General features: G+C 43.4%; 13 protein-coding genes. 1 reads left to right on the plus strand and 12 read right to left on the minus strand.

Features of this window, described 5'->3' with window-relative positions; genetic code table 11:
* Positions 1-10: 10 nt before the first annotated feature.
* Positions 11-1048, minus strand: a complete 1038-nt coding sequence (gene gap / locus DWW70_RS01990) for a type I glyceraldehyde-3-phosphate dehydrogenase (protein WP_004852921.1) — start codon at positions 1046-1048, stop codon at positions 11-13.
* A 334-nt stretch (positions 1049-1382) separates the two neighbouring features.
* On the opposite strand from gap, the gene DWW70_RS01995 reads away from it, so the two are divergent.
* Positions 1383-2204 (plus strand): histidinol-phosphatase HisJ family protein, encoded by an 822-nt coding sequence (locus DWW70_RS01995; protein WP_243017641.1) that lies wholly within the window; start codon positions 1383-1385, stop codon positions 2202-2204.
* 155 nt (positions 2205-2359) lie between these two features.
* On the opposite strand, the gene DWW70_RS02000 is transcribed toward DWW70_RS01995, so the two are convergent.
* The 11 genes from DWW70_RS02000 to DWW70_RS02050 form a co-directional block, all read right to left on the minus strand.
* On the minus strand, positions 2360-2818 hold the full coding sequence (locus DWW70_RS02000; RefSeq protein ID WP_147360129.1) for a hypothetical protein: 459 nt from the start codon (positions 2816-2818) through the stop codon (positions 2360-2362).
* Between the two features lie 251 nt (positions 2819-3069).
* On the minus strand, positions 3070-4155 hold the full coding sequence (gene mnmA / locus DWW70_RS02005) for a tRNA 2-thiouridine(34) synthase MnmA (RefSeq protein ID WP_262563259.1): 1086 nt from the start codon (positions 4153-4155) through the stop codon (positions 3070-3072).
* Between the two features lie 39 nt (positions 4156-4194).
* Positions 4195-5376, minus strand: coding sequence for a cysteine desulfurase NifS (gene nifS / locus DWW70_RS02010; RefSeq protein ID WP_055222707.1), 1182 nt, complete (start codon positions 5374-5376; stop codon positions 4195-4197).
* Between the two features lie 164 nt (positions 5377-5540).
* Positions 5541-7028: an MATE family efflux transporter gene (locus DWW70_RS02015; protein ID WP_055144343.1), complete on the minus strand. Its 1488-nt coding sequence runs from the start codon at positions 7026-7028 to the stop codon at positions 5541-5543.
* Between the two features lie 600 nt (positions 7029-7628).
* Positions 7629-8690, minus strand: a complete 1062-nt coding sequence (locus DWW70_RS02020) for an electron transfer flavoprotein subunit alpha/FixB family protein (RefSeq protein WP_015535002.1) — start codon at positions 8688-8690, stop codon at positions 7629-7631.
* 27 nt (positions 8691-8717) lie between these two features.
* Positions 8718-9503 (minus strand): electron transfer flavoprotein subunit beta/FixA family protein, encoded by a 786-nt coding sequence (locus DWW70_RS02025; protein WP_022058361.1) that lies wholly within the window; start codon positions 9501-9503, stop codon positions 8718-8720.
* Positions 9504-9520: 17 nt separating this feature from the next.
* On the minus strand, positions 9521-10687 hold the full coding sequence (locus DWW70_RS02030; protein WP_004852934.1) for an acyl-CoA dehydrogenase: 1167 nt from the start codon (positions 10685-10687) through the stop codon (positions 9521-9523).
* A gap of 42 nt (positions 10688-10729) precedes the next feature.
* Positions 10730-11602, minus strand: coding sequence for a 3-hydroxyacyl-CoA dehydrogenase family protein (locus DWW70_RS02035; RefSeq protein WP_022216397.1), 873 nt, complete (start codon positions 11600-11602; stop codon positions 10730-10732).
* Positions 11603-11756: 154 nt separating this feature from the next.
* Positions 11757-12548, minus strand: a complete 792-nt coding sequence (locus tag DWW70_RS02040) for an enoyl-CoA hydratase-related protein (protein WP_004852940.1) — start codon at positions 12546-12548, stop codon at positions 11757-11759.
* A gap of 25 nt (positions 12549-12573) precedes the next feature.
* Complete coding sequence (locus tag DWW70_RS02045; RefSeq protein ID WP_022058363.1) at positions 12574-13758, minus strand: acetyl-CoA C-acetyltransferase; 1185 nt, start codon at positions 13756-13758, stop codon at positions 12574-12576.
* 140 nt (positions 13759-13898) lie between these two features.
* Positions 13899-15878: a YgiQ family radical SAM protein gene (locus DWW70_RS02050; RefSeq protein ID WP_118649166.1), complete on the minus strand. Its 1980-nt coding sequence runs from the start codon at positions 15876-15878 to the stop codon at positions 13899-13901.
* Positions 15879-15880: the final 2 nt, after the last annotated feature.

Consider the following 15880-nt stretch of genomic DNA (forward strand, 5'->3'; position numbering starts at 1 on the left):
TTGAAATAACTTATGCTAACTCTGCGAAGTACTTGATTGTTCTAACCATCTGGCTTGTGTATGAGTTCTCATTGTCATACCATGAAACAACCTGAACCTCATATAAATCATCAGCGATCTTTGATACCATTGTCTGAGTTGAATCAAATAATGAACCATATCTCATACCGATAACATCTGATGAAACGATTGGATCTGTGTTGTAACCGAATGACTCTGAAGCAGCAGCCTTCATTGCAGCGTTGATTCCATCAACTGTTACATCAGCACCCTTAACAACTGCTGTAAGGATTGTTGTTGAACCTGTTGGAACTGGAACTCTCTGAGCTGATCCGATAAGCTTGCCATTTAACTCTGGGATAACAAGACCGATAGCCTTAGCAGCACCTGTTGAGTTAGGAACGATATTAGCAGCACCTGCTCTAGCTCTTCTTAAATCGCCCTTTCTGTGTGGTCCGTCAAGTATCATCTGATCGCCTGTGTAAGCGTGGATTGTTGACATGATACCAGACTGGATTGGAGCATAGTCATTAAGAGCCTTAGCCATTGGTGCAAGACAGTTAGTTGTACATGAAGCTGCTGAGATGATCTGATCATCAGCTGTTAATGTATCCTGGTTAACTGAGAATACGATAGTCTTAAGATCATTACCAGCTGGAGCTGAGATAACAACCTTCTTAGCACCTGCGTTGATATGAGCCATTGACTTCTCCTTTGAGCAGTAGAAACCAGTACACTCAAGAACTACATCAACACCGATCTTACCCCAAGGAAGGTTGTTTGCATCTGCCTCCTTGTAGATTGTAAGAGTCTTACCATCAACTGTGATTGTGTTAGCCTCATCATCAGCTGAAACTGTGTGAAGGTTCTCACCGATCTTGCCACAGTATCCACCCTGTGCTGTATCGTACTTGAGAAGATCTGCAAGCATTGAAGGCTTTGTTAAATCGTTGATTGCAACAACTTCATAACCCTCTGCACCGAACATCTGTCTGAATGCAAGACGACCAATACGTCCAAAACCGTTAATTGCTACTTTTACTGCCATTTTTTATTCCTCCTAGGTTTTTGAAATATAATAAAAGTATTTATCAATCTGCTACGCGGGAACGTAGCAAATAAATCGTGTTAAATACACAAGCTAATCATACATTCTTTAGGTATAAATTTCAAGCCTTAATCTCATTTTTTTAGTTATCATCTATCCAAAATAGACAAACTTGTTTTAACAAATTATACTAATGGGCTGAGACTACAGAAAAAATGTTACTACTACAATTTGATAATAATAAGATTACTCAACAACTTTGCTTTATATATTTTTTTCAGTGTTTTATGTTATAATATGAAGTGCAATGATTATAAACGGAGGTATACAGAAAATGATCATCTGTGATTCGCATATACATTCGGAGTTCTCAAGCGACTCTTCCGCCCCACTGGACAGCATAATCCAGCAGGCAATACAACTTGGAATTCCAAAGATCTGTCTGACAGACCACCACGATATAGACTTTCCTATCAATCCGGAGGACGGTTTTGACTTCCAGCTTGATTTCGATTCATATTTTGCTGCGCTGGATGAAATCCGGGACAGATACAGAGATAAGATAGACGTGAGAAGCGGCGTGGAGCTCGGTCTCATGAATACCGTTGCTGATAAGGCAAGGGATATTGCAGGCAAATACAAAAACGAACTGGACTTCATCATAGGATCATCGCATCTTGTAAGAGGTCTCGACCCATACTATCCAGCTTACTATGAGGGACGTACAGAGATAGAAGGCATCCGCGATTACTTTGAGTCCATCCTTGAGAATGTGACTCTGATAGATGACTTTGACGTATATGGTCATCTTGACTACGTAGTAAGATACTGCCCATCAGGCGAGAAGATCTTTAGGATGGCAGATTATAATGATGTGCTTGAACAGATTTTCAAAATAATCATCCCAAAAGGGAAAGGTATAGAGATCAATACCGGAAGCCTGTACAAGAATATGAGTTACGCACATCCTCACATGGATATCCTGAAACTCTACAAGGATATGGGCGGTGAGATCATCACAGTGGGGTCTGATGCACATAAGCCCGAATATCTGTGCTATGATTTTGAGACATATGCAAGGGATGCCCTCACATCACTCGGCTACAGATACTACTGTACATTCAAGAACAGAAAGCCGGAATTCAATCCGCTGTAAAATAAAAATTTCCAAATTCGAATTTTGAATTATAAAAAAGTTTGAATCATAAAAAAGATGGAACACATACACCCTTCTATGGCTTATATGTTTCATCTTTTTATGCTGTATTTTTAATTCTGACAATCACCTGACTACTCTAATTGTTTCATATCTCACTGTGTATTGTTGCCTGTATAGTATGGACTATGTGGTATATCATGAATGTCTGTTTTTCTCATTTTTTTAAGATACTCGCCGCCAGCGCCATCCAGATCACCATATATCGCATTGGGGCAATAACTAAGGATCGTGTCAAGGATTCTCTTCCTTCCCTTTCCTGTCTTATAGCCATTTAAATAGATATGTACATCATTTTCAGGATTTCCGGTATGCATACAATAGTATTCCAATTTTCCATATCTCATGCTCCTATATACATATGTTATGAGATACACATCCCATCTGTATGCAAGGTTATATCTTACTTTCTTTGATGCGATAACCTCATGTGAAACCATAATATATTTATCCTCATAGATAATATCGCCGTACAATTTGTCTGCCATTTCATACACACCGCCACCATGGTTTCTATTCTCCCGGTTAAGTAACTTCTCCGGAGTGCGTATCATCCTAATGCCATCCCATATGCATATAACCGAAATTACAGTCAGAAAAATCAATGGCCCTGTGAAACTATTCAATTCAAACTCTCCATTATGTATCATGGAGCATATAGTGATTATCATAAAAACAAAAATCACTGAAAAGATACCAAACAATATCCATCCACGCACTTTGACGTCTTTGCGCAAAACTTCTCTGCCTGTATCACCCATACGAAATCTCCTTATGTCAGACCATCACTCTTTGTAAAACCCTGTCAACAGATGCTTCCTCCGCCAAGCACATGATCATCTTCATAGAACACTACAGCCTGTCCCTTTGTCACAGCTCTTACCGGCTCGTCAAATACTGCTTCTACCAGATCTTCATCTATCTTTCTTATGGTACACATACTTCCCTTATGATTGTATCTGATCTTCGCCTTGACATGCATTGGCTCCGTGAGATCCTCTATGGACATAAAGTTCAGTCCGTTGCATATCAGCCTTTCTGAAAATACATCTCCGTTCTCTCCTATAACAACCTGATTTGTCTCAGGTATGATGTCCACCACAAATACCGGATGCCCCATCGCAAGTCCAAGTCCTTTTCTCTGTCCTATGGTGTAGTGTATGATTCCCTTATGTCTTCCGATCGCATTGCCATGTATGTCTACAAAATCTCCCGGAACCGCCTTAAGTCCTGCTTCATTCTCAAGATAACCGGCGTAATCTCCATCTGGCACAAAGCATATATCCTGGCTATCCGGCTTGTGAGCCACCATAAGTCCGTGATCCTCTGCAATTTTTCTGATCTCAGGCTTGCTGTACTCTCCAACCGGCATGAGTGTCCTGGCGAGCTGCTCCTGGGTGAGATTGTAGAGAGCATATGTCTGATCCTTCTCTATTCCCCTGGCCTCCTGGAGAGTATATCTTCCATTTGGAAGCTGTATGATCCTTGCATAGTGTCCCGTAGCAATATAATCGCCCCCGATGGCCATGCATCTCGTAAGCAGAGACTCCCATTTTACATATCTGTTGCATGCAATACATGGATTCGGAGTTCTTCCGCATTTGTATTCGTCCACAAAATAGTCTATTACGTACTTCTTGAATTCTTCCTTGAAATTCATAACGTAATACGGAATATCGAGCTGCGATGCCACACGCCTGGCATCATCCACAGCAGAAAGTCCGCAGCATCCGGCATGGGCACTCACCACGTCCCTGTCCTCATCCTGCCATATCTGCATGGTAACTCCTATTACATTGTAGCCCTGCTCCTTGAGCAAAAGTGCGGCAACCGACGAGTCGACTCCGCCTGACATTCCAACACACACTGTCTTCTTATCTGTATCGACCAAATTTTTTCCCTCTTTATACATAGTTATATCTTGTGTAATTTACATGTTTCTCCTGGCAAAATCCTGATACGCAGGTGACATTTTTCTGAGATTTTCCACGATTCTCTTGAGATTATCTACCACCGCATCCGCCTCATCCATGGTGTTCTCATATCCCAGAGTCAGTCTGACCGCACCATGGGATATCTCCTTCGGAAGCCCTATAGCTGTCAGCACATGGGAGGGATCAACAGAACCCGATGTACATGCGGAACCGGCAGAAGCACATATGCCCGCCATATCGAGCATGATGAGGATCGTCTCGCCCTCAACGAACTGGAAGCTGACATTTACATTGTTCGGAAGTCTGTCTTTGTCATGTCCGTTCAGTCTGGAATAAGGAATCTCCGATAAAATTCTGTGTATCATATGATCTCTGATATCTGTCTCCTGCTTCATCCGATCTTCCATTGAGAGCATCGCAAGTTCCGCAGCTTTGCCCACTCCTACAATCCCCGGTACATTCTCTGTTCCGGCACGTCTTCCTCTCTCCTGCTGGCCTCCGTGGATAAAGCTTCCAAGCTTTATTCCGCTCCGTATATACAGGAACCCGATTCCCTTCGGGCCATTAAGCTTATGTCCGCTGCTGCTGAGCATATCTATGTTCATGGCATTTACATCCAGTGGTATCTGTCCATACGCCTGAACCGCATCCGTGTGGAATAGAATGCCATGTTCATGCGCAATAGCTCCTATCCTGCTTATCGGCTCTATGGTTCCTATCTCATTGTTTGCAGCCATAACCGAGATGAGGATCGTATCCGGTCTTATCGCCGACTCCAGCCTGTCAGGATCAACCATACCCTTCTCATCCACATCCAGATATGTCACGTCAAAGCCCCTCTTCTCCAGATACTGACATGTGTGAAGAATGGCATGGTGCTCTATCCTGGTCGTAATTATATGTTTTCCCTTATCCTGAAAGGCTTCCGCTACAGCCTTTAAAGCCCAGTTATCCGATTCCGAACCACCGCCCGTGAAATAGATCTCCTCAGGCTTTGCGCCAAGCGAATCAGCAATTATATCCCTCGCCACATTTATCACATCCTTATTTCTCGATGCAAATGTATATACGCCTGAAGGGTTTCCAAACTTTTCTGTAAAATAAGGCAACATGGCGTCGAGCACTTCAGGTCTCACCGCCGTCGTCGCTGCATGATCCATATATATTAACTTTCCCATTTTCGCTCTCTTTCCATTACCTTTTCTGTCACTTGTCAATGACAAATGCAACACTGCATTCATCACACGAAACTATATTACTATATAGTATTCTACCACTATACAAATGCCACGTGCTATGTATATATTATTATGCTCTCATCATATCTCATTATCTTCGTCTCTTAATCTCTTTGGACGCTTTCCATAGGCTTTACTATTTTCTTATAGACCCTGAGAAGAAAGATCGTCGATATGATCACACTGAAAACCTCTGCGATAGGGAACGCTGCCCACACACCATTCACGCTGTTCATTGCTTTCGACAGGAAATATGCCACAGGAAGTATGACAAAAAGCTGTCTCGCCATAGACACTATCATACTGTACACGCCCTTTCCTACAGCCTGAAACATTCCCGAACATGTGACAGAAAATCCTGCAAATATAAACGCTGTACTCATGATCCTGACCGCTGGTATCCCCATCAACAGCATCTCATCTGTGGCATCAAATATTTTAAGTATCTGTCCCGGAAATACCTGCATGATAGCAAGACAGAATACCATAATGGAACAACCGACCATCACACCAAGCTTCATGGTGCGTTTCATTCTGTCAGGTTTCTGCGCTCCGTAGTTGTATGAAATTATCGGTATCATTCCGTTGTTCAATCCGAATACAGGCATAAATGCCATACTCTGCACCTTGAAATACGCTCCGAACACTGCAACGGCCAATTTCGAGAATGAGTACAGTATCAGATTCAGGAAATAATTCATCACAGAACCTATTGCAACCATGATAACCGACGGCACACCTACGCTGAGAATCTTACCAATTATCTCGCCATGTGGCCTGAATCTTCTGAGTGTTATATGGAGATCCGGATTCTTCTTGATATTGAATATCATAGCAAGAGTTCCGGCTATACACTGTCCACATACAGTTGCAATGGCAGCACCCTTTACTCCCATTTGTGGACATCCGAGAAGACCAAATATCATTATAGGATCAAGTATAAGATTGATGACAGCACCGAGTATCTGGGTTATCATACTGTACATTGTACGTCCCGTGGACTGCAGCAATCTCTCAAATGTCATCTGGAAAGCTATACCGAAAGCACAACAGCAGCACACCTCGAGATACTCTGTTCCATATTGGATTACCCGTGCATCCCCCGTCTGACTTTCCATGAATGTCCTTGCAAAGAATAAACCTATTATCAGGAATATCACATATCCTATCGCCTCAAGGAATATTCCCTGTCTGGCAACTTCATTTGCCCTGTCAAATTTCTTCTCTCCAAGTGCCTTGGATATAAACGCATTAAAGCCAACTCCCAGTCCCGAGAAAACTCCTATCATCAGATTCTGTATCGGAAATGCCGTGGACACAGCCGTAAGTCCGTCCATGCTGAATCTTGACACAAACACACTGTCCACAACATTGTACATAGCCTGGAACAGCATGGAAATAATCATAGGAAGTGACATTGACATCAGAAGCTTTCCCTCAGACATCACTCCCATCTTATTTTCTCTGCTCTCACCTGCGAACGCTTTTCCATTAGCAGATATTGTTTTATTATCAGATATTATTTTCTCACCAGATTTTTTCCTGTTATCAGGTGATTTTTCATTATTTTCGACGCTGTCTTTCTCTTTCATATGTACCTCTCCTCTGAATGCTCCTGCTGTGCATAATGTACTGTACCTGCCATTTGTGCTTATCCTCACACACACTTATCTTCACTTGCACTTATCCGCACATGCATACTCTCTTTATCTACTATACTCAAACTAATTAATACTACATTATTTTTGTATTATTTACAATACACTTGTATTTTGATTTTCGATCTCTATTTTCTGATTTCTAATTTTCGATTTATCGATTTCTCATCGACTCAATTCACTGACTCGTATATTGGACCCATATATTCACATTTACAATCATCAATTCATTTATAGCTCACTAATAATGCTATTCACTCATCATCGAGCAGAGTATCCCTAGTAATGAAAACGGACACTCAGCAAAGAACAGCACGTTATTTTTCGCCAGTATATCCTCAACACGACCCTCACGTAGCCGCACACAAATCGTTCCGTACCTGAATTCATCCTGCAACAGCCCTATGCAATTCAAACGATTCTACAATTCAGACCACCATACAGCTCAAAAAATCCCCCTCTTGAACATCAAATCCAAGAGGGGGACTTATAATTGATAATCTAAAATTATCTATATGACAAACAAGCTGTTAATTACTTATTAGCAAGCTCTGCCTTGATAGCCTCTGTAAGAGCTGGAACGATCTTGTTGAGATCTCCAACTACACCATAGTCAGCTACATCAAAGATAGGAGCATCCTCATCCTTGTTGATAGCAACGATGATGTCTGACTCTTCCATACCAGCTACGTGCTGGATAGCACCTGAAATACCGATTGCGAAGTATACCTGTGGACGAACTGTCTTACCAGTCTGACCAACCTGAAGCTCCTTTGGCTTCCAGCCTGAATCTACAACTGCACGTGAGCATGATACCTGTCCACCAAGTACCTCTGCAAGATCATCAAGGAGCTTGAAGTTCTCTGCTGAACCAACTCCACGACCACCTGAAACAAGGATTTTAGCATCCATGATATCCTTGATATCTGAGATAGCCTTTGAGATCTCAAGAATCTCAACATACTTGTTGTTAGGTACGAATCCTGGATTGTACTCGATAACCTCTGCCTTCTTACCAGCTACCTTGTCAAGCTTCTGCATAACACCTGGACGAACTGTAGCCATCTGTGGACGGTTGTCAGGACATGCGATTGTAGCGATTGTGTTACCACCGAATGCAGGACGTGTCATAAGAAGCTGATTGTGCTTCTGCTCCTGATTTGGAAGTGCAACAAGAGGGAAATCACCGATCTCAAGTAATGTACAGTCTGCTGTAAGACCTGTAGCAACTCTTGCTGAAACTGTTGGACCAAGATCTCTACCGATTGCTGTAGCACCAACTAAAACGATCTCTGGCTTGTACTCATTGATAACTGATGCAAGTGCGTGTGCATATGGCTCAGTTCTGTACTCCTTGAGCTCTGGATCGTCAACAACGATAACTCTATCTGCGCCGTACTCTGCAAGCTCATCTACAAGACCCTTAACGTCTGAACCGATAAGGACTGCAGTTACCTGCTCATCAAGCTTCTCTGCCAGTCTCTTTCCTTCGCCGATAAGCTCGAAAGAAATACCACTTAACTTATTATCTACCTGCTGTGCAAAGACAAATACGCCTTTGTAGTTCTTCATTTCTTCTGCGTTCATTGCGCCCATTTTATTCACCACTTTTCCTTTACTATATTAGATTACATGCTTATCCTTTAACTTGCCAACAATATAGCTAACTGCCTCATCTGGAGAATCAGGAACAACCTTCTCGCCTGCACCCTTTCTTACCTTATCTGAAGCCTTAGCGATCTTTGTAGGTGAGCCCTTAAGACCGATGTTAGAATCATCAACATCAACGAGGTCTGCTCTGCCAAGTGTTGTGATCTCTGCATTAACTGCATCGAAGATTCCACCTGGAGTCATGTATCTTGGCTCATTTAACTCAGAAAGTGCTGTTACAAGGCAAGGCATCTTAGCCTTTAACATATGATATCCGTCATCATACTGACGCTTAACGATAACTGCGTCTCCGTCAACCTTGATCTCCTGTGCATATGAAATTACAGGAATTCCAAGATGCTCAGCGATCTGTGGTCCAACCTGAGCTGTATCTCCATCGATAGCCTGACGACCTGTTATGATCAGATCATAATCAAGCTTTCTGAGAGCTCCAGCGATTGTTGTTGATGTAGCCCATGTATCAGCTCCACCAAGAACACGGTCTGTTACAAGAACACCCTTGTCAGCTCCCATAGCGATTGCTTCCTGAAGAACGTCAGCAGCCTTTGGAAGACCCATTGTAAGAACTGTTACCTCTGCACCATACTGATCCTTTAATCTAAGTGCAGCCTCAAGTCCTGCCTTATCATCAGGGTTCATGATTGTAAGCATTGCTGCTCTGTTTAATGTACCGTCTGGGTTGAACTGTACTCCACCCTTTGTATCAGGTACCTGCTTTATACAAACTATAACCTTCACGTTAAGTACCTCCTATATTACTTTAATAAGTTTGCAGAAATAACCATACGCTGAACCTCTGAAGTTCCCTCGTAGATCTCTGTAATCTTAGCATCACGCATCATACGCTCAACATCGTACTCCTTGATGTAACCGTAACCACCGTGTAACTGAACACACTTTGTAGTAACTTCCATAGCAACCTCGGCTGCGTAAAGCTTAGCCATAGCTGCCTCTACTGAGTAAGAAACCTTAGCACCGCTCTGGTACTCATCCTTCTTTCTTGCTGCCTTGTATACGAGAAGCTTAGCTGCCTCGATCTTTGTTGCAAGGTCTGCAAGAACAAACTGTGTATTCTGGAACTGAGCGATTGATCTGCCGAACTGCTTTCTCTCTTTAACATAGTTTACTGTTGTCTCGAGAGCGCCCTCTGCAATACCAAGAGCCTGAGCAGCGATACCGATACGTCCACCGTCAAGTGTGTGCATAGCGATATTGAATCCCTTACCCTTCTGTCCAAGAAGAGCGTCCTTTGGAATACGGCAGTCTGTGAAGATAAGCTCGTATGTTGAAGAACCACAGATACCCATCTTGTTCTCCTTTGTACCGAATGTAAATCCAGGTGTACCCTTCTCTACGATGAATGCTGAGATCTCCTTCATCTTTCTGCCACGCTTCTCAACGATACCAGTAACTGCGATAACGATATATACGTCAGCCTCTTTACCGTTTGTGATGAAGCACTTTGATCCGTTAAGTACCCACTCGTCTCCGTCAAGTACAGCCTTTGTCTGCTGTCCCTGAGCATCTGTACCAGCACCTGGCTCAGTAAGACCGAAAGCACCAAGCTTTCTGCCTGAAGCAAGATCAGGAACATACTTCTCCTTCTGAGCTGGTGTACCAAATGTTACGATAGGATCAACACAGAGTGATGTGTGTGCTGATACGATAACACCTGTAGTACCACAAACCTTTGAAAGTTCCTCAACGCACATAGCATATGTGAGAATATCACAGCCCTGTCCGCCTAACTCCTTAGAAACAGGGATTCCTAAGAAACCATACTTTGCCATCTTCTCTACAGTCTCTCTAGGAAATCTGTGCTGTTCGTCAATTTCCTGAGCAAGAGGCTTTACTTCATTCTGCGCGAACTCTCTGAATAAATTCTGCGCCATTTCATACTTCTTGTCTAAAGCGAAATCCATTCTAATTATTCCTCCATGAATATATTATATTACTTAGCACTATTACTGAGCATCAACTGGTGTCTTTGTACGATCAGCATTGTATACATAGAATCCTCTGCCGCTCTTAACACCAAGGTTGCCGCCACGTACCATCTTACGAAGTAATGGACATGCACGATACTTGCTGTCACCTGTCTCATTGTACAGAACGTCCATGATTGCAAGACAGATATCAAGGCCTACGAAATCACCTAACTCAAGTGGTCCCATTGGATGGTTAGCACCAAGCTTCATAGCAGCGTCAATACCAGCTATGTCTGATACACCTTCCATCTTGATGAATGCAGCTTCGTTGATCATTGGGATGAGGATTCTGTTTACTACGAATCCAGCAGCCTCGTTAACCTGTACTGGAGTCTTACCGATCTCCTCTGAGATCTTAACGATCTTCTCTACAATCTCAGCTGGTGTATTAACACCTGCGATAACCTCGATAAGCTTCATTCTGTCAGCTGGATTGAAGAAATGCATACCGATCATAGGACGTGTAAGACCATTTCCAATCTCTGTGATAGAAAGTGATGATGTGTTTGAAGCGAATACACACTCTGGCTTGCAGATCTTGTCAAGCTCAGCAAATGTTGTCTTCTTTACTTCCATGTTCTCGAAAGCAGCCTCAACTATAAGGTCGCAGTCTGCACATAAGTCTTCCTTAAGACCTGGAGTGATGCTGGCAAGAATACCATCAACCTTCTCCTGTGTCATCTTTCCTTTTTCTACGAGTCTTGCATAACCCTTAGCGATCTTGTCCTTACCGCCTTCAGCCCACTCCTGCTTGATATCACAGAGTGCAACCTCGTATCCGTCAACCTGAGCAAATGCCTTAGCAATGCCCTGACCCATGGTTCCTGCACCAATTACGCCAACCTTCATTTTTATGTCCTCCTAAATCTTTTTTTCCGGTAAACATGAGAAATTCATATACGTTTCGTTTAACATGCTACCATAATACTTATATCACACATTTAGGATGGTTTACCTTTATCAGATTCCCCACCCTAAATGTTAATATCAGAACTGTTAATTATTACTTATTCTGGAAAGGAACAACCTTAAGTTTCTTCTCCTTGTCTTTCTCAAGGAAATTGCCCATTCCTGCCTTCTGATCCTCTGTCTCGAAACAGTCACCAAAAAGCTTCTCTTCAATAACAATTGCCTGATCCATATCTACCTGTAAGCCATCGTTGATAGCCTTCTTGCAGTTTCTTACTGCAATAGGAGCGTTTGCTGCGATTCCGGCTGCCATCTTCTTAGCTGCTGGAAGGAGCTCCTCAAGTGGATAAACAGCGTTCACAAGACCGATTCTGTAAGCCTCATCTGCCTTGATGTTTCTTGCTGTGTAGATAAGCTGCTTAGCCATGCCTGCACCTACAAGACGTGCAAGTCTCTGTGTTCCGCCAAAACCAGGTGTGATTCCAAGACCAGCCTCTGGCTGACCGAATATTGCATTCTCTGAGCAGATTCTGATATCACAGCTCATTGAAATCTCGCATCCGCCGCCAAGAGCGAATCCATTCACTGCTGCGATGACTGGGATAGGGAATGTCTCAATGGCTCTGAACACATCGTTACCCTTCTTACCGAAGGCCTCTCCCTCTGCCTTTGTGAGTGTTGACATCTCACCTATATCAGCTCCGGCAACAAATGACTTCTCACCGGCACCTGTAAGAATAAGACATCTTGTTGTATCAAGATCAACTGCCTTGAATGTTGCATCAAGCTCTTCAAGAACTGCACTGTTGAGTGCGTTCAAAGCCTTTGGACGGTTGATTGTGATAATTCCTACATATCCATCCTGTTCGTATGTAACAAACTCCATGATGTATCTCCTTTATTATCTAAAATTAGTCCTCGATCTTAACGACTGTTGAGCAGCCCATTCCACCACCGATACAGAGAGTAGCAAGACCTGTCTTAGCACCCTTTGCCTGCATCTCATGAAGAAGTGTAACAAGAATACGGCATCCTGAAGCTCCAACTGGATGTCCAAGAGCGATAGCACCACCGTTAGGGTTAACCTGCTTGTCAACATCAAATCCAAGTTCCTTAGCAACTGCTACTGACTGTGCAGCAAATGCCTCGTTTGCCTCGATAACATCGAAGTCCTCAATCTTGAGACCAGTCTTAGCCATAACCTTCTTGGTTGAAGCTACAGGTCCGATACCCATGATTGAAGGATCAACTCCGCCAAGTGCTCCAGCTACCCATGTAGCCATAGGCTTAACGCCAAGCTCCTTAGCCTTCTCCTCGCTCATAACAACGATAGCTGCAGCACCATCATTGATACCTGAAGCGTTACCAGCTGTAACAAATCCGTTAGGATTGATTGTTCTGAGTCTTGAAAGTGTCTCAACTGTTGTACCAGGTCTTGGTCCCTCATCCTTCTTGAACTCAACCATCTCTTTCTTCTTCTTTACCATAACTGGAACGATCTCAGCATCAAATGCACCTGACTCCTGAGCTGCAACAGCCTTCTGCTGGCTCTTTGCTGCAAACTCATCAATCTCCTCACGTGTAAGACCCCACTGCTCACAGATATTGTCAGCTGTCTTGATCATGTGATAATCATTGAATGCATCCCAGAGAGCATCGTTTACCATTGTATCTACGAGTACACCATTGTTCATTCTGTAACCGAAACGACCCTTCATCATAGCGTAAGGAGCCATAGACATATTCTCCATACCACCTGCAACTACGATATCAGCATCTCCTGCCTCGATCATCTGTGCAGCCATGTTGACACAGTTAAGACCTGAACCACAGACAACGTTAACTGTAACAGCAGTTGTCTCGATTGGAAGTCCAGCCTTTATTGAAGCCTGACGTGCTACGTTCTGTCCCTGACCAGCCTGGATAACACATCCCATGTATACGTGGTCTACCTGATCTGCAGGAACTCCTGCTCTATTGAGAGCCTCCTTGATAACGATTGAACCAAGCTCTGTAGCTGGTGTTGTGCTGAGTGATCCACCCATTGTTCCGATAGCTGTACGACATGCGCCTGCTAAAACAATCTTCTTTGCCATTTTCAAATCCTCCATTTAAAAAAATATTAGTGTGACATAAGACTACATATAAAAAAACCTTAAAGGTTCACACAATCTGCCATAATTCTAGCACAAAAGCATGTGCCACGCAACCAAAAATGAACGACTCCGCGAAGGAGCTATTTCCTTTTATTCCTGTTTTTGCCATTTTTAGCATTCTTCTGCCCGGATGATTTTGTGTTTTTCTGTGGAACAACTTTATTATTTTTGCTGTTTTTACCATTATTGATTGAATTGTTCTTACTTTTATCATTTTTGCCATACGAACGTTGTCCCTGGTGTTCACCTTTCCTGTCCATCTTTCTCGGCGCTATCAGACATTTTTTATCAAAACCGATAAGATCCTGTCTGCCGGCCTTTATGAGCGCCTCTTTGACCAGATCATAATTCTCCGGTTTTCTATACATCATAAGAGCCTTCTGCATTGCCTTTTCATGTGGATTATGAGGTACATATACCGGTTTCATGGTTCTAGGATCGACTCCGGTATAGTACATACATGTGGATATCGTGGACGGCGTAGGATAGAAATCTTGCACCTGTTCAGGCATATAGCCTATATCCCTTACATATTCGGCAAGCTCCACCGCCTCCTTCAGCGTGGATCCGGGATGTGATGACATCAGGTACGGAACAACATACTGCTGCTTTCCAGTCTTTGCATTTACCCTTTTGTATCTATCAATGAATTTCTCATATACACTGTTCTGTGGCTTGCCCATCATCCTGAGAACATTATCCGATACATGCTCCGGCGCAACTCTGAGCTGTCCGCTTATGTGCTTCTCGCAAAGCTCTTTCAGGAATTCATCGTTGCTGTCCGCCATCACATAATCGAATCGTATTCCCGATCTGATAAATACTTTTTTCACACCTGGAACCGCTTCCAGCTTCCGCAGAAGCTCAACATAATCCTTGTGGTCAACCTTCAGATTCCTGCACGGTTCCGGGAACAGACACTGCTTGTTGGTGCATACACCATATTTATCCTGCTTTGCACATGATTTATGCCTGAAATTCGCAGTCGGCCCTCCGACATCATGTATATAGCCTTTGAAATCAGGATCATGCGTCATGCGCTCCGCTTCCTTTATCAGTGACTCGTGGCTTCTTGTCTGTATGATCCTGCCCTGGTGAAATGTCAGTGCGCAGAAGCTGCATCCTCCGAAGCAGCCCCGGTTGCTCGTCAGGCTGAATTTTATCTCTGATATAGCCGGGATACCGCCCGCCTCCCCATATATCGGATGGTAGTTATTCATATATGGCAGATCATACACATCGTCCATCTCCATCTGGGTGAGCGGATAAGCCGGAGGATTCTGAACAACATATCCTCTGTTTCCGTATCCCTCAACCAGCGTTTTAGCCGAGTATGGATCTGTATTTATATACTGTGTATAAAAGCTTCTTGCATATTCCAGTCTATCCTTTGAAAGACTGTCATAATCCGGCAGTATAATGGAATCCTCGGGCACACCGGATATATCCTTTGTCCTGTAGCATGTACCCCTGACAAATGTGATATCTTTCACATCTATTCCGCTGTCGAGCGCCTCCGCTATCTCTATCATGCTGTGCTCGCCCATGCCATACGAAAGTATATCGGCGGATGAATCCACCAGAATGGAATGTTTCAATTTATCAGACCAATAATCATAGTGTGCCATACGTCTGAGGCTGGCCTCTATACCTCCGATTATGATCGGAACATCCTTGTACGTTCTCCTTATCAGATTACAGTATACCGTGGTGGCATAATCAGGCCGAAGTCCCATCTGTCCACCTGGAGAGTACGCATCCTTCTGTCTTCTCTTCTTGGACACAGAATAATGGTTCACCATGGAATCCATATTGCCTCCGCACACCAAAAAGCCCAGTCTTGGTCTGCCAAAAACATCAATGCTCTTGTCATTCTTCCAATCAGGCTGGGCAATCATACACACCTTATATCCATATCTCTCAAGCAATCTGCTTATGATTGCAGGGCCAAATGAGGGATGGTCAACATAGGCATCACCTATGACAAACACAAAGTCCGCCTGTGTCCACCCTCTCTTCTTCATGTCCTCCATGCAGATCGGCAAATAATCTCTTTCCATAC

It is taken from the genome of Coprococcus sp. AF16-5, from assembly GCF_003479365.1.
GTDB lineage: Bacteria > Bacillota > Clostridia > Lachnospirales > Lachnospiraceae > Coprococcus > Coprococcus aceti.

Bases quoted from the DNA above. Each gene is read 5' to 3' on its own strand.
- gap (WP_004852921.1), bottom strand. From the start codon at position 1,048: ATGGCAGTAAAAGTAGCAATTAACGGTTTTGGACGTATTGGTCGTCTT.
- DWW70_RS02045 (WP_022058363.1), bottom strand. From the start codon at position 13,758: ATGGCAAAGAAGATTGTTTTAGCAGGCGCATGTCGTACAGCTATCGGA.
- DWW70_RS02030 (WP_004852934.1), bottom strand. From the start codon at position 10,687: ATGGATTTCGCTTTAGACAAGAAGTATGAAATGGCGCAGAATTTATTC.
- DWW70_RS02040 (WP_004852940.1), bottom strand. From the start codon at position 12,548: ATGGAGTTTGTTACATACGAACAGGATGGATATGTAGGAATTATCACA.
- DWW70_RS02015 (WP_055144343.1), bottom strand. From the start codon at position 7,028: ATGAAAGAGAAAGACAGCGTCGAAAATAATGAAAAATCACCTGATAAC.
- DWW70_RS01995 (WP_243017641.1), top strand. From the start codon at position 1,383: ATGATCATCTGTGATTCGCATATACATTCGGAGTTCTCAAGCGACTCT.
- DWW70_RS02050 (WP_118649166.1), bottom strand. From the start codon at position 15,878: ATGGAAAGAGATTATTTGCCGATCTGCATGGAGGACATGAAGAAGAGA.
- DWW70_RS02000 (WP_147360129.1), bottom strand. From the start codon at position 2,818: ATGATACGCACTCCGGAGAAGTTACTTAACCGGGAGAATAGAAACCAT.
- DWW70_RS02020 (WP_015535002.1), bottom strand. From the start codon at position 8,690: ATGGGCGCAATGAACGCAGAAGAAATGAAGAACTACAAAGGCGTATTT.
- DWW70_RS02035 (WP_022216397.1), bottom strand. From the start codon at position 11,602: ATGAAGGTTGGCGTAATTGGTGCAGGAACCATGGGTCAGGGCATTGCT.
- nifS (WP_055222707.1), bottom strand. From the start codon at position 5,376: ATGGGAAAGTTAATATATATGGATCATGCAGCGACGACGGCGGTGAGA.